Consider the following 18,561-nt stretch of genomic DNA (forward strand, 5'->3'; position numbering starts at 1 on the left):
CTCTCTCGTCAATCACAGCAGATCGTACTCCCTGCGCCCGCGCCCGGCCGAGCCCGCCGCCCGCATCGCATCCATGTCTCCCGGCACATGGCCTTTTCACCAGGTCACGACCAACTGCGACTGCCCTCAATCGCCGAGCGACCTGGACCGTGCGCGGGTCCTTCTGCGATCGCGCAATGACTCCAGGAGTCGACGTCGAACCGCGACCGGCAGCGCCTGATTCGATCGTGCATGCGCCGCCCGATACGCCGCCTCGGCGGCCACGCCGACGACGAGCCCGGCGCAGACTCGACGATCTCTCCGCCGTGCGGAGGGCTTCAGCCTTCGCCGCTGCGCCGACGCCCCGGAGCCGCGATTCGCCTCACCCGCCGCCGGGCGCGCCCGCGGCGGCCTTGCCCGCACCTGTCTTTGCGGACATCTGACTGCGCAGGTCGAGCAGCGCCGTGCGCAGGCCCTCCTCTACCACCGGGTGGTAGAACGGCAGGCGCAGCGCCTGCTCGACCGTCAGCGAGCTCTGGATCGCCCACGCCAGCAGGTGCGCCAGGTGTTCGCCGGCGGGCCCCGCCAATTCGGCCCCGAGCAGCGCCCCGGTCGCGTCCGAGCCGTACACGCGCAGCAGCCCGTGGTTCTTGCCCATCACCCGCGCGCGGCCCTGGTCGCCGAAGTCGACCTGGCCGATCGAGCAGGTCGCCAGGTCGAGCGAATTGAACCGGCGGCCGACGAACGCCACCTGCGGGTCGGTGAACACGATCCCGAGCGGCGTGCGGCGCTCGCCCGGCAGCACCGTCGGGAACGACGCCGCGTTGCGCCCGGCGATCTGGCCGTCGTCGATCGCCTCGTGCAGCAGCGGGTGCAGCCCGGTCGCGTCGCCGGCCAGGAACACCGGCGCCTCGCCGCACTGCAGCGTGGTCGCGTCGAGCTCGCGCGGCCGGCCCTTGTCGTCGAGCTCGACGCCCGCGCGCTCCAGCTCGAGCCCTTTCAGCCGCGGCTCGCGGCCGGTCGCCGCCAGCACCATCGGCCATGTCCCTTCGGACACCTCGCCGTCCTCGCCGCGAAACCTGACCCACACCCCGTCGACCCGCGCCTCGGCCGCCTCGAGCTTCGAGCGGGTGTGCAGCGTCATCTCGCGCGCCAGCCCGGACTTGGCCGCCGCCAGCACCGCCGGGTCGCGGATGCCGGCCACCTTGCCGTCGGCGCAAATCACCGTCACGCGCGCCCCGAGCCGCGCCAGCGCCTGCCCGAGCTCGACCCCGATCGGCCCCGCGCCGACCACCAGCAGGCGCTCGGGGATCGCCTCGAGCTCGAACACCTGGTCCGAGTCGATCACCCGCGGCGACTCCAGCTTCGCCAGCAGCGGCGGCACCTTCACCACCGACCCCGTCGCCACCACCACCGCCTTGCGCGCCTTGACCCGCAGGTCATCGCCGACCGCGAGCTCGTTCGTCGCCACGAAGCGGGCTCGACCGTCGATGAGCAGCCCGTTCGCGGCGAGCCGACGGACCTCCTTCAACTGATACTCGACGAAGCGGTCGCGCTCGCGGCGGACGCGGCCCATCACCTCGCCGGGGACCACGCGCGGCTCGCCCGCGTGCACGCCGAAGCGCTTGGCCTCGCGGACCGCGTGCGCCGCCTCGCCGGCCGCGATCAGCAGCTTCGAGGGCATGCAGCCGACCCGCGCGCACAGGGTCCCGAGCGGCCCCGGATCGATCGCCACCGCCTGCGCCCCCGCCTTCTCCGCCGCTCGCCGGGCGTTGAGCCCCGCCGTCCCCACGCCGATCACCGCGACATCGACCGTCTGCTCGCGCATGGCGGAACTATAGCCAAGACTTGCCGCGGGGCGCGTCCGCGCGATTGTGCGCCACGGCTCAGCCCGGATGCACCCCGCGTCCGCCGGCGCGCCTGACCTTTTCGACCTGTGTCTTCGGACCTGTCTCTTGGATCATGTCGCTCAGCGGACACGCGCCGAGCCTGGCCAGGTCGGCCGCGGCCGCCTCGGCCCAGCCGCTGTTGGCGAGCGGCGACGCCGGGCTCGGATGAAGGATCTTGCCGATCTTGGCCCGCGCGCCGACGACCTTCTGCGCCCGCTTCTCGGCCCACGCGCCGATGCCGACGACCCATGTCGGCTCGAGCAGCTCGACCAGGCGCAGCAGGTGGCGGTCGCACGCGGCCTCGAGCGGCGCGCGCTCGCCCGCGGGCAGCTTGTCGGGCGTGAAGTTCTTGCCGCTCGCCTCGATGAAGGTCAGCGGGCAGTAATTGGCGACGTAATGGCGGTTGAAGAACCGCTCCGCGGCGCCCCATCGCTGGGCCACCGCGCCCCACAGGCGCGAGCCGCTGACCTCCGCGCGCGTGCACGCGAACCCTTGCACCGGCCGCTCCGGGTGCTCGTGAGCGGGCCGCGACACCGGCGCCTCGATCTTCAAGAAGTCGCGCACCGCCTTGACCTCGCCGAACGGCACCCCCGTCTGCGTCATCCCGAACGGCCCCGGGTTCATGCCGAGGAACACGATGTCCTTGCGCCCGCGCCCGTACGCGGCGATGTACGCGGCGTGAGGCGCCCACGCGTAGTCGAGCGGGTGATACACGTGGGTGATCGGCTCGGCGAACGAGAGGCTGCGCACCTCGTCCGCGAGCCTTCTGGCTGCGGCCTGCAGCTCGGCGGCGATCGTCGTCATGACAGTGCCGCCATACGCCGAAACAGCGGTCCGCAGCAAGGGCCGAGCGTTCGCCATTTTTGTATGCTCGATCGCAAGAGTTTCACTGCGACGCAACGCTTTGAACCAAAGCCGCGACCCGCAAACCATGAAGTCCGTTGCATGCTGCTGCAACGACCCGCTGCGAACACGACCTCGGCCGTGACGCACGAGCGGCGCGGCCGCCATGCAGCGACACCGACCGGCGCTTCCTTCTCTTCGCGGATCCGCGTCGAGGCGTCCGGCCCATGCCCGGCTCGGCGCACGCCGTCGCGTCGCTCAGGTTCTTGCCGAGCCCGAGCTTGATCGCGAAATCTCCTCGCCAGCCCGGCGCTGCCCGGGTGAGCCGCTCGTGATCGATCTCCCGGCCTCCGCCCTGCTCAGGCATGTCGTCCCCGGCAGGCGCGCACGCACCGCCCCACCAATCCGTGCTGGTCGCATCGTTCAGCATCGCCAGGGCGGCGCTCCGAACCCACGGACCCGCTCATCCGCGGCTTCGGTCCCGCGACCTGGCAGCGCGGTCATCTATACGTTCGATGCCTCGACACCTCCGCAGCGATACGACCTGGCACCGTAACCTTTGAGCTTTTGTCGCGACACGGCCGCCCGCGAACGCGGACGCGAAGCGCCCAGGAGGCCGCCCGGGCCCTCCTGGCGGGCATCTGCGACATTTCCGCCGCGTCACGTGTCGCGCGTTATCGCCCGCCAATGGCGGCTGTTTCGCGCCGGCCGTCGGCTGCAGGGTGCTCACCCGACGGACCGGGCGGACCCGCCTCGCGGTTCGTACTACCAGCAATGACCCCCATTGGCGGCAGTCCAAGTCTGCGATCAACACCGGGTGCGCGGCCCGTTGCACCTGCATGGACCGGTTGCAGCGCGTTGCGCGGTCGCGCACCTCGCTGGTATCTTCATGGCATGCGATGGTCCCCCCACCTCGTCGCCCTCCTGTTTGCGTCCGCGTGTGGTTTTGAAGAAGACGGCTCGTCTGCCTCTCAGGGCGGCGGGAACGGCGATGGAACCACCACCACCACCACCACCGGCGAGCCGACCACCGGCGCCGAACTACCCCCGGGTTTTTGGCCTGGCGTCGCCTGCGCCCCTGCTGCCGAGGAGCAGGAGTCCGGGCCGAAGATCTATTTCGACCTCGACGCCGGCAAGCTCGCCGGCCGCGATTTTTTCCGCCTGCCGTTCCCGCTCGACGCGCGTCGGCGCGGCGGCGGCATCGACCTCACCGGCTTTCCGAGCCCGCCGCCCGAGCTCGACCCCGCCTTTGGCAACGTCGTCGGCCGCTGGTTGACCATGCTGCGGTCCGACGCCGCCGGCTTCGCCGTCAACAGCGCCATCCTCTTTCGCAGCACCCACGGCCTCGGCTCGCCGCAGGGCATCTCGATCGTCAACATCGACCCGGGCCACCCCGACTACGGCAAGAAGCTCGAGGGCCTGTCGTACAGCGCCAAGAACGGCGACACCAGCGGCAACAACTATATCTGCCGCAACTGGCTCGCCGTCGAGACCATCGACGGCGTCCCGCTCGCGCCCGACACCACCTACGCGGTGCTGATCACCGACGACCTGCGCACCGTCGACGGCGAGCGGCTCAGCCCCGATGCTGACTTTTCGGCCATGCTCCAAGGGACAGCCCCGAGCAGCGGCGCGCGCAAGGCCGCGTGGGACACCTTCGCCCCGCTGCGCCAGTTCCTCGGCAGCGCCGAGAACCAGGCCGGCGAGAACGTCCAGGCCGGCCGCCTGGTCGGCGGCAGCGTGTTCACCACCGCCGCCAACACCGAGGTCCTCGCCGGCGCCCGCGCGGCCGCGCGAGCCGCCCCGCTCTACGTCTCCGACCTCCACCTGTGCCAGGCCGCCGGCCCGAGCCCGTGCTCCGAGTTCGTCGGCCTGACCGCCGAGGAGCGAGCCGAGCGCGAGTGCGGCGCGCCGTCGCCCGATCATCTCGAGGTGCACGGCCGCGTGCGCCTGCCGATCTTCCAGGAGGGCATCCCGCCGTACGCCGAGATCGGCGGCCGCATCGACATCGAGGCCGGCGCGCCGGTCCAGCGCACCAGCGTCGACGCCTGCTTCAGCGTGACCCTCCCGGCCGGCCCGCCGCCCGAAGCCGGCTGGCCGGCGCTGGTCTACGCCCACGGCACCGGCGGCGGCTTCCGCAGCCCGCTGATCGACGGCACCGCCCGCGCCCTGGCCGGCCGCGGCTTCGCCACCATCGCCCTCGAGGGCGTGATGCACGGCGAGCGCCGCAACGACAGCGACGACGACGGCGAGGTCGAGGGCCTCGACGTCGATCAATTGGTGTTCAACGTCCGCAACCCCGAGTCCGCGCGCGACACGATCGTGCAGGGGGCGATCGATCAATTCACCGCGCTCCGCCTGGCGGAGGAGTGGCAAGACGAGACCCTGCTCGCCGGCCAGGTGCTGCGATTCGACGCGAGCGCGCTGTTCTTCATGGGCCACAGCCAGGGCGCCAATTCAGGCGCGCTGTTCCTGCCGTTCGAGCCGCTGGTGCGCGCCGCGGTGCTGAGCGGCGGCGGGGCCAAGCTGCCGCGCACCCTGCTCGGCAAGGAGGAGCCCAAGGTCGAAAACCCGGTCAACGGCGACTGGCTGGCCCCGCGCGAGCTGCTGCAGCTGGCGTTCCAGGAGCGCCCCGACCGCCCGCTCGACACGCCGCACCCGATGCTCATCCTGCTCAACACCTACGTCAATCGCTCCGACGCCGACAACACCGCACCGCTGATTCGTCGCCGCCCGCTCGACGGCGTCCCGGCCAAGCACGTGCTCAATTACATCGGCCACGTCGACAGCTACAGCCCGCTGCGCGCCGCCGGCAACCTCGCCATGGGCATCGCCGCGCCGATCGGCGAGCACAACCTGTTCCCGCCGCCCTGTGATGATTACACCGACGAGAACGAGCGCATCGCCTGCGGCTGGACCGCCGGCCAATGGCTGCCCGAGGTCGACCTCCCGGCCACCGGCAACGCCAGCGGCGGCCAGCTCACCGCCGTCACCCGTATGCTGCCCGCGCCCGCCGGCAAGGACGGTCACTACGTCGCCTTCGAACCGGCCGAGATGACCCGCATCGCCGACTTCTTCGAGTCCGCCCTCGGCGGCGAGGTCCCGACAGTAAAATGAGCGATTCCGCGCGAAAATAACCTCACGCGCGTTAGTTTTTATACTTTTATTGTAAGTTTTGTCGTATTCTCGACGGCATGGCTTCGACGCTTTGCCGCCGAGTCTTCTGCTTCACCCTCGCCTGCGCCTGCGGTCCCCAACCCGCCGACGAGACCACCGGCACCACCGATACGCCCGGCACCACCGATACGCCGGGCCTCACCACCGGCACGACGAGCACCACCGGCGACACCACCCTCGTCGAGACAACCTCGACGGTCACCGGCAATCCCACCACCGCGCATCCCACCACCACGAGTCCCACGCTCACGACGGACAGCGACGATTCGGGCGTGACCGGCGGCGACTTCGTCATCACCCCGGACGGCGGCGGCAGCATTTGTGACGATGCGGTACGCCTCTCGCAATGCGATCCGTGGAACCAGAATTGCCCCCGCGGTGAGAAGTGCTCGCCCTCGAACCGCGGCTGCGACGAGCTCGAGATGAACCGCTGCGACGAGCTCCCGCGCCAGCCCGTCCCGGTCGGCGGCGCCTGCACCTCCGAGAATCATCCGCTCAGCGGCCGAAACGACTGTGACATCGGCGCCACCTGCTGGTTCGTCGATCCCGCAAGCCTGACCGGGACCTGCGTCAGCCTGTGCCACGGCTCGCCCGAAGCCCCCGACTGCACCCACGTGCCTGGCACCACCTGCGTGTTCGTCCACGACAACGATTACGCCCCGCTGTGCCTGCCGACCTGCGATCCGCTCGAGAAGACCTGTCCCGCAGGACATCATTGTCACCCGACCCCGCACGCCCCCGAGGCGTTCGCCTGCATCCCCGACACCTCGGCGCCGGTCGGCGCGGCCTTCGAACCGTGCAGCACTACCAACTGCGCCCCCGGCCTGCTCTGCGCCGAGCCCGAAGCCGCCGCCGTCGAATGTGCCCCCGACACCAATTGCTGCACCCCCCTGTGCGACCTCGACGCCCCCGCCTGCCCCGGCGCCGGCCAGTCCTGCCTGCCCTACTACGAGATCGGCCAGGCCCCCGCCGGCCTCGAGAACGTCGGCCGCTGCGCCCTGCCGTGATTCGCCCACCCATGATTCAGGCTCGCCGGCGCGAATGCCCACATCCCCGCGAGCCCACGCTACCGAGCTCCGGGCTCTCGGTCCCCACCGTCGGCGGGGCCCTCGACCTCCTCCCGCAATGAAGGGCCGCGCCCCGGCGCGCAGGTCCGCGCGTCCGGGTGGTGCGCAGGTTTTTCCGCACCGCGCGAAGTTGACTGCCGCCGGCCGCTGACCGACGATCGGTGGGTGCATGGCCTGCTCCGCCTCGTCCCCTGTCTCGCCCTGACCGCGTGCATCGAGCGCGCGCCTGCCTCGGAAGACAGCGACAGCGGCGGCTCGACCACGTCCCCCGTCAGCACCACCGCCGCAACCGACGACTCGGCCTCCGGCGGCACCGACGACTCGGCCTCCGGCGGCACCGACGACGCGGCCACCGACGGCGTGTCGGGCGCGCACGCGGGCCCCTGCAAGCCGATCGAGGGCAACGACTGTCCCACGGGACATGTCTGCTGTTCCGACGATCCGGCGACCGTTCAGGGCCTCCTCCCCAATTATTTTAAAATGGGCGTGGTCGACGACCAGATCGGCACCCCATTGTTCTCCGACGCCAACAACGACCGCAGCTACTGGGGTTATTGCATCGACACGAGCGAGTTCGTCAGCCCGCTCGGGAACGGCTGCCCGGTCCCGTGCAATCCGACCTGGACGTCGGAGCAGAACTCGACGATCTGCGGCGGCTCCCGGTGCTGCCCGTTCACCGCCGTCGACCCGGCCAAGGACTGCGTCGTCGACCCCGATTCGGGGCGCTGGCGGACCGTGCGCGGCTCCGATTTCCTCAACGAGCTCACCGGCTGGGGCAACGGCCACGCCACCCACCAGGACCCGTTCCTCGAGAGCTGCGAGCTGCTCGCCGACGGTGACGAGGACGCCCGCGTCGACTGCATCCGCCAGCTCGGCGTCGCCGACCAGCGCGGCTACTGCTTCGCCCTCGACTGCCCGTGCGTCGAGGACGTGTGCGACCAGAAGAACCCCGACTACGTCCCGCGCTGCGACTGACCCCCGCGCCAGCGCCACCACAGCGTCAGCAGCGACGCCGACAGCAGCACGAACAGCGCGTACAGCAGCGGCAGCCACAGCATCCGCTCGTGCAGCGCCGCCGGGAAGCTGGCGAGGATGATCCCGAGCGCCAGCGGGCTGTTTTGGATCCCCGTCTCGAACGCGATCGCGCGCCGGGCCGCCTGCGACGTCTCGAGCAGCGCCGCTAGCAGGTAGCCGAGCACGAAGCCGAGCACCCCGAGCCCGATCGCCGCCGCGTACATCGCCGGCGTCGTCTGGGCCAGCAGCGCCCCGTTGTGCACCAGGCCGGTCACGATCAGCAGCCCCAGCACCCCGATCCCCGACAGGCTGCCGACCTTCTCGAGCACCGCCGCCGCGCGCGGCCAGCGGGCGCGGATCGCCATGCCCAGCGCCAGCGGCACCAGCATCACCGCCAGCGTCGTCGTGATGTTGCCGTACGGCACCTTGAGCGCCGCGTCGGTGAACGCGCTGGCGTAAAGCATCAACAGCAATGGCATCACTACCACCGCGACGATCGTCGACAGCGCCGTCATGCTGATGCTGAGCGCCACGTCGGCGCGGGCGTAGTACGTGAAGAGGTTCGAGGTCGTGCCGCCGGGCGTGCAGCCGACGATGATCAGGCTGATCGCCTGGTCGTTCGGCAGGTCGAGCGCCCTGGCCAGCGCGAACGCGATCAGCGGCATCCACCCGTACTGCGAGGCCAGACCGATCAGCGGCCCGCGCGGGCGCTTCAGCACCGCGCGGAAGTCGGCCACCGTCAACGACGCGCCCATCCCCATCATCAGGACGACGAGGAGCAGGGCCAGCAGCGCCTGTTCGAGGCCGGACAGCATCACCTCATGCTCGCACGCGGCCGGCCGGGCGGCAACCGGGCCGACCGGTGCTAACCTGTCTTTTCAGACATGTCCGAACGGCCCTGCGCGCGCACCGGCGGGCGCTCCTCGGTGAACAGCCGCAGCGCGAACTGACCGGCGGGGGTCGCCCGCGTGCGCGCGGCCCAGTCCGCGGCCGCGGGCGTCAGCCGGTCCAGCGGCAGCGGATAGCCGTAGCGCGGGGTCATCAGCGCCGGCCCCGAGAGCGCCGCGAACGTCAGGTCGGCCGCCGTGAAGCGGTCGCCGACCAGGAAGCGCCGGCCGTCCTGCAGCAGCGCCGCGACCTCGACGTAGATCTCGTCCAGCCGCGCCTGCGAGCGCGCCGTCGGCCCCGGGTACAGCCCCAACGCCCGCCGCATCAACGCCTGCATCGGCACCGTCAGCAAGCGACCGATCCGCCGCTCCCACGCCGGCCCGGTCGACGTGACCAGGTCGCGCGTCCGGCCGCGGTCGCCGAACATGTGGGCATAGGCAACCCGCCGCACGGCCGGCCCGAGCGACCGATCGAACAGCGTCACCAGCCGCTCGACCTCGGCGCGCAGCGCCGGCTCGGCGGGGAACAGCTTGCGCTCGCCCGGCAGGTGCTCGTCGGCGAAGCGGAGGATGTCGCTCGACTCGCCGAGCACACCACGCGGCGTCACCAGGGCCGGCACGGTGCGCTTGGCACCGGCGGCGCGGTTGGCCGCGAAGTGGAGGATCGGGACGTGGTCGTCCTCGACGTAGTCGAGGCCGGCGTGGTCGAGGGCCCAGCGGGCCTTCTCGCAGTAGTGGCTGAAGCCGATCGTGATCAGCCGCAGCGGCGCACCCGAGCGGCTCACGAAGCGGCGGTGAGCTTCTCGAGCTCCTTGTTCAGCGTCTCCTCGATCTTGCCCTTGAGGGGCGTGAGCATGAAGCCGAGGTCGAGGTTCACGTCGACCTTGCTCTCGCTGATGATCAGCTTGCCCTCGACGCCGGTCCCCTTGACGTTGAGGGTGCGATCGTCGGCCCACGAGGTCTTGGCCTGGTACTTCTCCTGGAGCTTGGCGCCGAGAGTGGCGATCCGTTCCTTGATCACGGCGGGCTCGAGGGAGTGATTGCGGGACAGGTTGATCTTCGGCATCGGCGTGTCTTGATACCAAAAAGGCCGCGGTCCCTGCAAACCGGCGGCGGTGGGGGCGCCAGGGCGACCGCGGGCTTTCGTCACAAATTTGGCCCGCGGGGCGGCCCCGTGGAAGCTGCGGCCGTGCTCCAAAGCGTCAGCGCCACCGAGACCGCTCTGCCTCCTTCGGACCTGCGAGTGCCCGCGGACCCGAAGGCAACCGCGCAGGCTCCGGCTGCGGCCCCTCAGTCGGGTCCGGCCCGGGCCACGAGCGCGCGCGCGGCTACGCCGGCGCAGAAGCCCCTGCCGGAGCCGACCTGGCGCTCGCCCGACAACCGAGCTCGGCTTTACAAGGGCGACTGCCTCGAGATCTTGGAGCGCGTCCCGGCCGACTCCGTCGACGTGATCTTCGCCGATCCCCCGTACTTCCTCTCGAACGGCGGCAGCACCTGCCGCGCGGGCAAGCGGACCAGCGTCGACAAGGGCGCGTGGGACAAGTCGAACGGCATCGAGGAGAACCACGCGTTCAACCATCGGTGGCTGAGCGCGTGTCAGCGGGCGCTCAAGCCCAACGGCACGATGTGGGTCTCGGGCACCAGCCACGTGATCTACTCGGTCGGCTACGCGATGCAGCAGCTCGGCTTCAAGATGCTCAACGAGATCGTGTGGGAGAAGCCGAACCCGCCGCCGAACCTGTCGTGCCGCTACTTCACGCACGCGACCGAGACGCTGCTGTGGGCGGCCAAGAGCCGCAAGAGCCGGCACGTGTTCAACTACGACCGCATGCGCGAGATCAACGACGGCAAGCAGATGAAGTCGGTGTGGCGGTTTACCGCGCCCGGCCAGAAAGAGAAGCTGCTCGGCCGCCACCCGACGCAGAAGCCCGTGGCCCTGCTCGAGCGCCTGCTGCTCGCCTCCTGCCCCGAGGGCGCCCAGGTGCTCGATCCGTTCAACGGCTCCGGCACCACCGGCGTCGCCGCCGTCAGCCTCGGCCACAGCTACATGGGCATCGACCTCGAGCAGGAATACATCGACCTGACCCAGGCCCGCCTGCTCGACGCCGTGCCCTCCCTGCGCGAGCGACCCGCCCTGCAAGTGGTGCGCTGAACGTTGTCGCCAGCGCGGGCGCCTCGTCTCGCACCGCGCGCGCCTGCCGAACCGACGAAGATCTCGGCATCGCGGCAGTGACTCGCGACGCAGCGACGATCTGGCCGTCGCCGCTCGGCCGCCCTGCGCGAGCCGATTAAACGCGAACGGCGGCGATCGCTCGCCGCCGCGGTCGCTCGCTGTCACGAGCGACCTGTCCCTTCGGACAGGCCTCAGACCTCGGTGATCTCGGCTTCCTTCTTGGCCAGGATCTCCTCGGTCTGCTTGATGAACTTGTCGTGCATCTCCTGGACCTTCTCGAGCGCCTTCTTGAGCTCGTCCTCGGTGATCTCGCGGCCCTTCTCGGCCTCCTTGAGGAACTCGTTGGCCTCGCGGCGCGACTGGCGGATCGCCACCTTGGCCTCCTCGCCGAGGTCCTTGACCTGCTTGACCAGGCCCTTGCGGCGGTCGCCGGTGAGCGGCGGGATCGCCAGGCGGATCACCACGCCGTCGCTCTGCGGATTGATGCCGAGGTTGGCGGCGTTGATGGCGCGCTCGATCGGCCCGATCATGTTGCGGTCCCACGGCTTGACGACGAGCAGGCGGGCGTCGCCGATCGAGACGGTGGCGCACTGGTTGAGCGGCATCAGGGTGCCGTAGTTCTCGACGCGGATCTCGTCGAGCATGGCGGGGTTGGCCCGGCCGGCGCGGACCTTGGAGACCGCCTTGCGCAGGTGGTCGAGCGCCTTGTCCATACCGTCTTGGGCCAGTTCGAGTGCGTCGTTCATGGTCGTGCTCCGTCGTGCGCAGTGGGTGAAGTGGTTCGTATTCGCGCGGGTTACTCCGCGCAGACCAGCGTGCCGAGCTCCTCGCCGCAGACCACGCGGCGGATATTGTCCCGCCCGAGCATGTTGAAGACAAGGATGGGCAGGCTGTTCTCCTTGCACAAGGAGATCGCCGTGCTGTCCATGACGTTGAGGCCGCGGGCCAGCACGTCGAGGTAGGTCAAGCGGGTGTAGCGGACCGCGTCGCTGTGCTTGTGCGGGTCCTTGTCGTAGACCCCGTCGACCTTGGTCGCCTTCATCAGCACGTCGGCGTGGACCTCCATGGCCCGCAGCGCCGCCGCCGTGTCGGTGGTGAAGTAGGGGTTGCCGGTCCCGGCCGCGAAGATGACCACGCGGCCCTTCTCGAGGTGCCGGGTCGCGCGCCGGCGGATGTACGGCTCGGCGATCTCCTTCATCTCGATCGCCGACATCACCCGCGTGTACACCCCGCGCTGCTCGAGCGCGTCCTGCAGCGCCAGCGAGTTCATCACCGTCGCCAGCATGCCCATGTAGTCGGCGCTGGCGCGGTCCATGCCCGAGGCCGCGGCCGACAGCCCGCGGAAGATGTTGCCGCCGCCGATGACCAGCGCGACCTCGACGCCGAGGCCGACGACCTCTTTGACCTCTTCGGAGATCCCGCGCAGGACCTCGCCGTCGACGCCGTAGCCCTGCGTGCCCTGCAGGGCCTCGCCGGACAGCTTGAGCAGGATCCTCTTGTAGCGGGGGGCAGCTGCCATGCGGACCGTCTCTCCGACCCGCGGGGCCGGCTCTGGGGAATCATCGTGACGCACATAGCGAGAGAGCGGGGGTCGCCCGCTCTCTCGCTCGCGTCTTCACGCCTTGATCTGCGCCGCGACTTCCGCGGCGAAGTCTTCCGACTTCTTCTCGAGGCCTTCGCCGAGCTCGTAGCGGGTGAAGCGGCGGATCTTGATGTTCTCGCCGAGCTTCGCCACCAGCTCCTGCTGCAGCAGCTCGATGGTCTTCTTGTCGTCCTTGACGAACTTCATCTCGAGCAGGACGTTGTCCGAGTAGAACTTGCCGACCTGGCCGTCGACGATCTTGTCGACGATCTTCTCCGGCTTGCCCTCGGCCAGCGCCTTTTCACGCAGCAGCGCGCGCTCGGACTCGACCTTGGAGGTGTCCATCTCCTCGCGGCGGACGCAGGCCGGGTTCATGGCCGCGATCTGCATCGCCACGTCGGCGCAGAAGGCCAGGAAGTCCGGGGTCTTGGCGACGAAGTCGGTCTCGCAGTTGACCTCGAGCAGCACACCCACGCGGTTGTTCATGTGGATGTAGGAGGTGACCCCGCCCTCGGTGGCGATCCGGCCGGCCTTCTTGGCCGCGCCCGCGATGCCCTTCTTGCGCAGGTAATCGACCGCCTTCTCGATGTCGGCGTCGACCTCGGTCAGCGCCTTCTTGCAGTCCATCAGCCCCGCGCCGGTCCGCTCGCGGAGGTCCTTGATCATGTCGGAGGTGATCGTGGCCATGGCTCAGTCCTCTTTGGTGACGGTCTCTTCGTCCGGGGTGGCCGCGGCCTCGGGGGCCGGCAGCTGGGTGCGGCGCGACACGACCTCGACGCGCGGGCCGTCGCCGCCGGTGGTCACGCGGATCGTCTCGGGGGCCTGGTGACCCTCGGGCTCGTTGACCGCGCGCGACTTGCCGAGGCGCGCGCCCTCGAGGCAGGCGTCCGCCATCTTGCTGCAGAACAGCTTGATCGCGCGGATGGCGTCGTCGTTGCCGGGGATGACGTGCTGGATGAGCCGCGGGTCGGCGTTGGTGTCGGCCACCGCGACCACCGGGATGCCGAGGCGGTTGGCCTCGACCACGGCGATGTGCTCCTTGACCGGGTCGATGACGAACACCGCGCCGGGCAGCTTCGGCATGTCCTTGATGCCGCCGAGGTTGCGCTCGAGCTTGCCGCGCTTGCGCTCGAACATCAGCGCTTCCTTCTTGGTGATCGCCTCGTACGTGCCGTCCTGGCTCATACGCTCGATGTTGCGCAGCTTGTCGACCGACTGGCGCACCGTCGTCCAGTTCGTCAGCGTGCCGCCGAGCCAGCGGCTGCAGACGAAGAACTGGTTGGCGCGGAAGGCCTCATGGCTCATGACGTCCGAGGCCTGCTTCTTGGTGCCGACGAACAGGACCGGCTTGCCCTCGGCGGCGATGCCGCGAATGAACGCGTACGCCCGCCGGAACATGACCGCGGTCTGCTGCAGGTCGATGATGTGGATGCCGTTGCGGGCCCCGTAGATGTAGGGCTTCATGCGCGGGTTCCAGCGCTCGGTCCGGTGACCGAAGTGGACGCCCGCTTCAAGGAGCTGGCGCACGGTGATGATCCGCTGACCGTCCGACATTTCGAGCGACTGCTGCAGGTCGCTCTGGGAGACATCTTGGTTGCTCATCGCTTCTTCTTTCTTGGCGTTGGGCCGCTGCCCCGATCGTCGGACCCCGAACACCGCACCCTGCGGTGACGCCACGGGGCCCTCCCGAGGCATGTGTGTTGGTTGGGCGGGCCGTTTAGCACGCACCCCGGCCACCGGGCAAGGCGCCGCCGGTCCCGCCTCCCCGGCGTCCTCACACCCGGACACGCACCTGCAGCGGCCACCGCGAAGCCCCCGGGCCGCCCCGGGCCGCGCGCCCGAACACGTGAGCCTGCTCGTCTCGCCCCGCGACTCCATCACGCCGCCGTCCCGGTCCAAGCCTCCGAGGCGTCCAGGTCCGCGTCTCACGCGATCGGACAGCCCCGTCGCGGCCCTCCGGACCAATAGCGCCGAACGCGCAGCCACCCCTGTGATATGAGCGCCTTGTCGATGTCTCGCCGCCCGCTTCTCGCCCTCGCGTTCGCTCTCGGCGCCCTCGGCGGTTGCTTCCTCAGCGCCAACCCGCCGCCGTCGTTCCGCTACAACTGCAAGATCGACGGCGACTGCCAGGTGCTCACCTGCCGCGGCGACCTGATCGCCATCCCCGACGCCGACGCCGCCGGGCTGCAGCTGGCCGAGGACTGCGACGAGGTGCTCGAGGCCGAAAAGAACAAGTTCTACGAGGCCCGCCAGGCCTGCCTCGACGGCCTGTGCGAGTACCCGTGCGAGCTCAGCACCGACGTCTGCCCGGCCGACAAGGGCCATAGACTCTGCTTCAACGGCACCTGCGCGACCGCCTGCGGCTACGACGACGAGCGCTTCCCCAACCCCGACGCCACCTGCTCGCAGTCCCAGAAGTGCGTCCTGTTCGGCGACGACATCGAGCTGGCGCTGATCGAAGATCTGTTCGGCAGCAGCAGCGGCAGCGGCAGCAGCAACGGCGGCTTCGGCGGCGGCGGTAGCGGCAGCTCCAGCCTCGAGGACCTCATCGGCACCGGCCTGTGCGGCATCCGCTGCGACGCCGAGGGCGCCCGCGCCTGTCCTCCGGGACAGTACTGCAGCGGCGCGATGTGCCTGCCCGACTGCGCCCACGAGAACGCCACCCCGTGCGCCGACTCGGCCCAGTGCTACGCGTTCGGCGGGTTCTCGACCTGCATCGTCAAGTGCGACCCAGCCGGCGAGAACACCTGCGAGAAGGGCGAGATCTGCGTCCAGGGCCTCGGCCTGTGCCTTTCGACCTGCCTCGGCGAGGACGCGACCACCTGCCGCGAAGGCCTCACCTGCAGCGAGGAACTGGCGATCTGCGTGCCCGAGGATCTGCCGGCCGACACCATCGGCACCGACACCGACGTCAGCGACACGGAAGCTCCCACCAGCGAAACCGAGACCAGCGGATGACCCACCGACCGCTCCACGGCCCCGCGGGCCACGACGTCCCCCGCCGACTGCTGGTCGCCGCGCTGGCGCTCACCACCGCCTGTGCCACGACCGCGGCCGACCTGCCGCAGCCCGATCGTCGACTGGCCTCGATCGGCAACCTCGGCACCCGCTCGAATTTCGAGATCCGCACGCTCTACGCCGCGCAAGATCCGTCCCCGCCGCCGGCGGAGGACCGCGCCGGCAAGCGCCGCCGCCCGGTCACGCCGATCCTGTTCTACCTCGGGATCTCGATGGCCGTGGCCGCCGGCGTCGGCACGATCGCCACCAGCTTCGCCTCCTACGGCCTGCGTCGCAAGCTCGACGACGGCTACTTCGAGGACGGCTTCACCTACGACGACTACAACCGCACGGTCGAGAACGGCAACCGCCTCAGCAAGGCCAGCTGGGGCCTCGGCCTGACCGCGGTCGCGTTCGCGGCGATGGCCCTGATCGCCTACAGCGTCGACTGGTCGCGCTGCGGCCCGCTCGCGCCCAAGCGCCGCCGCGAGACCGCGCCGCGCGGCCGCTGCGAGGAGTTCCACCCCGACCACAAGCCGGCCGATGCGCCGCTGGTCGTCTCGGGCGAGGCCTCGCCCGCCGGCCCCGGCCTGGCCCCCGGGCCCGCCGCCGAGGGCGCCTCCGCCCAGCCCGGGCCCGCCACCGAGGGCCCCGCCCCGGCCCCCGGCAACTAGCGCCCGCGGCCATGTCCTCCGCGCCAGCTGGTCCCGAGGACATGGCGAAGACGCCAGGTCCGAAAGGTCCTGTCGCTACGGACATGCCCTCCGGGACAGGCGGGATGACGCCGCACGGACGTGACGACCTGTCCACCGGGACAGACGGCATGAGCTCGCGCGCCCGCGAGGCCGCCTCGCCCGACCTGTCCTTCGGGACACCCGGCTCCCTGTCCCCGCGGGTCGCCGTGCTCGGCGTCCTCGCCCTGATCGCCCTCGTTCACGTGCCGCTGCTCGGCTTTCAGTTCGTCTACGACGACGGCTGGACCCTGGTCGCCAACGGGTTCTTGCGCGCGCCGGCCGACCTCGCGCTGCTGTTCTCGCCCGAGGCGATCGCCCGCCACGTCCCTGACGCCTTCCGGCCCGGCCTCGTCGTCTTCGACCTCCTCGGCTACCAGCTCATCGGCCTGTCCTCCGGCCTGCACCACGCCCTCTCGATCGCCCTCCACCTGGGCGTCTGCGCCGTCCTGGTCCGCTGGCTGCGCGTGCTCGGGGCCCCCTTCGACCTGGCCCTCGGGACAGCCGCGCTGTTCGGCCTGCTGGCGATCCACGCCGAGGCCGTCGCCGTCGTCTCGTACCGCGAGGACCTCCTGGCCGCCCTGCTCGGCCTCGCCGCCGCCCTCGCCGCCTCGCGCCGCCGCCTCGCCCTCGCCGCCTTCCTGTCTCTCGGGGCATGTTCGATGAAGCTCAGCGCCGGCGCGATCCCGGCGCTGTGGCTGCTCGCCGAGGGCCTCTCGCCGTGGCGCCCGCGCCCGCCGGTGACCCACCTGCTGCGCGGCGCCCTCGCCCTCGCCCTCGGCGTCGCCGCCGTGATCGCCTACACCTTCGCCCTCTACGGCGCCCTCGACCCGTACGGCGCAGGCAACCTGCGCGTCTTCAGCCACCGCGTCGGCCTCGGCCCGGTGCTCGCCGCCTCGCTGCCGATCCACCTCGGCTACTTGCAGCAGATCCTGGTCCCGCTCGGCCTCTCGCCCGAATACACCGACCGCGCCGCCGGCCTCCGCGAGCCCGCGGTGCTGCTGGCCGGCGCCGCCCTGCTCGCGCTCGCCGGCTACGGCCTCGCCTGCGCCCGCCGTCGCCCGCTGGTGGCCCTGGCGATCCTCGGCGCCTTCGCCCTCGCCCTGCCGACCAGCAACCTGTTCCCGATGCCCAACATGCGGGCCGACCGCTTCATGTACCTGCCGAGCGTGCCGGTCTGCCTCGGCCTGGCCGCGCTCTTGCTGACCGCCGGTCGCTGGCTGTCTCGACATGTCCCCGAGGACATGCGACTGTTCGCCCGCGTCGCCCCGCTGGCCGCCGTGGTGGTCGTCCAGGGCTCGGTGCGCGTGGCCACGGCCGCGGTCTACCGCGACAACTCGCACCTGTGGGGCGTGGCCCACGTGCGCGCCCCCGACTCGGCCCGCGCCCTCGCGGTGCTCGGCGAGCTGGTGCTGCGCAACGTCCCTGCCGACGCCCCGCGCGAGGACAAGGCCCTGGCGTTCGCCCGCGCCGAGGCCCACTGCCGCAACGCCGAGCGCCACGACCCCCGCTACGAGCTGCCGCAGCTGTGCTTCGCCCGCCTCGCCGCCGCCCGCGAGGACTGGCCCGAGGCCTACCGCCGCTACCAGGCGGCCCTCGCCGTCAGCCCCGACCGCAACGCGGGGATCTTCGCCGGCCTCGCCGAGGTGAGCCTCGACCTGCCCGCGACTTCCGAGACGACACGCACGGACCTGGCCCGCCGTCACCTCGCCGAGGGCCTGGCGAGCTACCCGTACAGCCCGGAGCTGCACGCGACCGCGGGGCGGATCTTCCATCGCCTCGCCGACCCGGAGCAGGCAACGCTCCATTATCAACGGTCCCTCGCGCTGGCCCCCGAGCGACCCGAAGCCCTGCTCGCGAACATCGAGCTGCTCCTCGACCTCGGACGTCCGACCGCCGCGACCGAGCTCCTGCTCCACGAAAAAACCGCCTGGCTCGCCGCCGATCCCGACGATCGGACCGCGCTTGTCGCGCGGCACCGCGACGCCTTGCGGCTGTTCGAACCTTCATCGATACTCTCAGCCGACCCCGTCGGAGTCCTCGCCCATGAGCCGTAAGTTCTTCTCGTTCCTGCTCCTCACGGCCCTCATGATCGCCGCCGGCAGCATGGCCTGTCTGCAGACCGTCGAAGAGTTCGACAAGCAAGACGAGACCGACGGCGCCACCTGAGCCCCGTCTCCCTCGCATCGAGCCCCACCTGGCGCTCGGGACAGGTCGCCCTC

General features: G+C 70.7%; 17 protein-coding genes. 8 read left to right on the forward strand and 9 right to left on the reverse strand.

The window, feature by feature from the left end:
- Positions 1-361: 361 nt before the first annotated feature.
- On the reverse strand, positions 362-1,807 hold the full coding sequence (locus tag POL25_RS34315) for a dihydrolipoyl dehydrogenase (RefSeq protein ID WP_272090532.1): 1,446 nt from the start codon (positions 1,805-1,807) through the stop codon (positions 362-364).
- A gap of 58 nt (positions 1,808-1,865) precedes the next feature.
- Positions 1,866-2,672, reverse strand: coding sequence for a uracil-DNA glycosylase family protein (locus POL25_RS34320; protein ID WP_272090533.1), 807 nt, complete (start codon positions 2,670-2,672; stop codon positions 1,866-1,868).
- 933 nt (positions 2,673-3,605) lie between these two features.
- Between POL25_RS34320 and POL25_RS34325 the strand changes: the two genes are divergently transcribed.
- The 3 genes from POL25_RS34325 to POL25_RS34335 all read left to right on the forward strand — a co-directional run bounded on the left by POL25_RS34325 (position 3,606) and on the right by POL25_RS34335 (position 7,930).
- Positions 3,606-5,828, forward strand: coding sequence for an alpha/beta hydrolase family protein (locus POL25_RS34325; RefSeq protein WP_272090534.1), 2,223 nt, complete (start codon positions 3,606-3,608; stop codon positions 5,826-5,828).
- 77 nt (positions 5,829-5,905) lie between these two features.
- A complete protein-coding gene (locus POL25_RS34330) occupies positions 5,906-6,895 on the forward strand; it encodes a hypothetical protein (RefSeq protein ID WP_272090535.1) in 990 nt (329 codons plus the stop codon).
- 225 nt (positions 6,896-7,120) lie between these two features.
- A complete protein-coding gene (locus tag POL25_RS34335) occupies positions 7,121-7,930 on the forward strand; it encodes a hypothetical protein (RefSeq protein ID WP_272090536.1) in 810 nt (269 codons plus the stop codon).
- Here the strand turns inward: POL25_RS34335 and POL25_RS34340 are convergent.
- Genes POL25_RS34340 through POL25_RS34350 form a run of 3 tightly spaced genes read right to left on the reverse strand, consistent with a single transcriptional unit; the run spans position 7,909 to position 9,922 of the window.
- Entirely contained in the window at positions 7,909-8,784 is an 876-nt protein-coding gene (locus tag POL25_RS34340) for a bile acid:sodium symporter (RefSeq protein ID WP_272090537.1), read from the reverse strand. The two genes, POL25_RS34335 and POL25_RS34340, sit on opposite strands and share 22 nt — an antisense overlap.
- Positions 8,785-8,834: 50 nt before the next feature.
- Entirely contained in the window at positions 8,835-9,641 is an 807-nt protein-coding gene (locus tag POL25_RS34345; protein ID WP_272090538.1) for a glutathione S-transferase family protein, read from the reverse strand.
- Positions 9,638-9,922, reverse strand: coding sequence for a polyhydroxyalkanoic acid system family protein (locus tag POL25_RS34350; RefSeq protein WP_272090539.1), 285 nt, complete (start codon positions 9,920-9,922; stop codon positions 9,638-9,640). The genes POL25_RS34345 and POL25_RS34350 overlap by 4 nt, the downstream gene beginning before the upstream one ends.
- A gap of 282 nt (positions 9,923-10,204) precedes the next feature.
- Between POL25_RS34350 and POL25_RS34355 the strand changes: the two genes are divergently transcribed.
- Positions 10,205-11,008: a DNA-methyltransferase gene (locus POL25_RS34355; protein WP_272091150.1), complete on the forward strand. Its 804-nt coding sequence runs from the start codon at positions 10,205-10,207 to the stop codon at positions 11,006-11,008.
- A gap of 212 nt (positions 11,009-11,220) precedes the next feature.
- On the opposite strand, the gene frr is transcribed toward POL25_RS34355, so the two are convergent.
- From frr to rpsB, 4 genes are all read right to left on the reverse strand, one after another.
- Positions 11,221-11,775 (reverse strand): ribosome recycling factor, encoded by a 555-nt coding sequence (gene frr, locus POL25_RS34360; RefSeq protein ID WP_272090540.1) that lies wholly within the window; start codon positions 11,773-11,775, stop codon positions 11,221-11,223.
- Positions 11,776-11,825: 50 nt separating this feature from the next.
- On the reverse strand, positions 11,826-12,548 hold the full coding sequence (gene pyrH / locus POL25_RS34365; RefSeq protein ID WP_272090541.1) for a UMP kinase: 723 nt from the start codon (positions 12,546-12,548) through the stop codon (positions 11,826-11,828).
- A 96-nt stretch (positions 12,549-12,644) separates the two neighbouring features.
- Complete coding sequence (gene tsf / locus POL25_RS34370; protein WP_272090542.1) at positions 12,645-13,298, reverse strand: translation elongation factor Ts; 654 nt, start codon at positions 13,296-13,298, stop codon at positions 12,645-12,647.
- A gap of 3 nt (positions 13,299-13,301) precedes the next feature.
- Positions 13,302-14,213 carry a 30S ribosomal protein S2 gene (rpsB, locus tag POL25_RS34375; RefSeq protein ID WP_373372124.1) on the reverse strand — a complete coding sequence of 304 codons (912 nt, stop codon included), beginning with the start codon at positions 14,211-14,213 and terminating at the stop codon, positions 13,302-13,304.
- Between the two features lie 408 nt (positions 14,214-14,621).
- On the opposite strand from rpsB, the gene POL25_RS34380 reads away from it, so the two are divergent.
- The 4 genes from POL25_RS34380 to POL25_RS34395 all read left to right on the forward strand — a co-directional run bounded on the left by POL25_RS34380 (position 14,622) and on the right by POL25_RS34395 (position 18,508).
- On the forward strand, positions 14,622-15,569 hold the full coding sequence (locus POL25_RS34380) for a hypothetical protein (RefSeq protein ID WP_272090543.1): 948 nt from the start codon (positions 14,622-14,624) through the stop codon (positions 15,567-15,569).
- Complete coding sequence (locus POL25_RS34385; protein ID WP_272090544.1) at positions 15,566-16,282, forward strand: hypothetical protein; 717 nt, start codon at positions 15,566-15,568, stop codon at positions 16,280-16,282. The genes POL25_RS34380 and POL25_RS34385 overlap by 4 nt, the downstream gene beginning before the upstream one ends.
- An 83-nt stretch (positions 16,283-16,365) precedes the next feature.
- Positions 16,366-18,396 (forward strand): tetratricopeptide repeat protein, encoded by a 2,031-nt coding sequence (locus tag POL25_RS34390; RefSeq protein WP_272090545.1) that lies wholly within the window; start codon positions 16,366-16,368, stop codon positions 18,394-18,396.
- The gene (locus tag POL25_RS34395) at positions 18,386-18,508 is read left to right on the forward strand and encodes a hypothetical protein (RefSeq protein WP_256254051.1); all 123 of its coding nucleotides are present in this window, start codon (positions 18,386-18,388) and stop codon (positions 18,506-18,508) included. Before POL25_RS34390 ends, POL25_RS34395 begins: the two co-directional genes overlap by 11 nt.
- Positions 18,509-18,561 lie beyond the last annotated feature (53 nt).

The sequence above is a fragment of the Nannocystis bainbridge genome, from assembly GCF_028368995.1.
Taxonomy (GTDB): Bacteria; Myxococcota_A; Polyangia; order Nannocystales; family Nannocystaceae; genus Nannocystis; species Nannocystis bainbridge.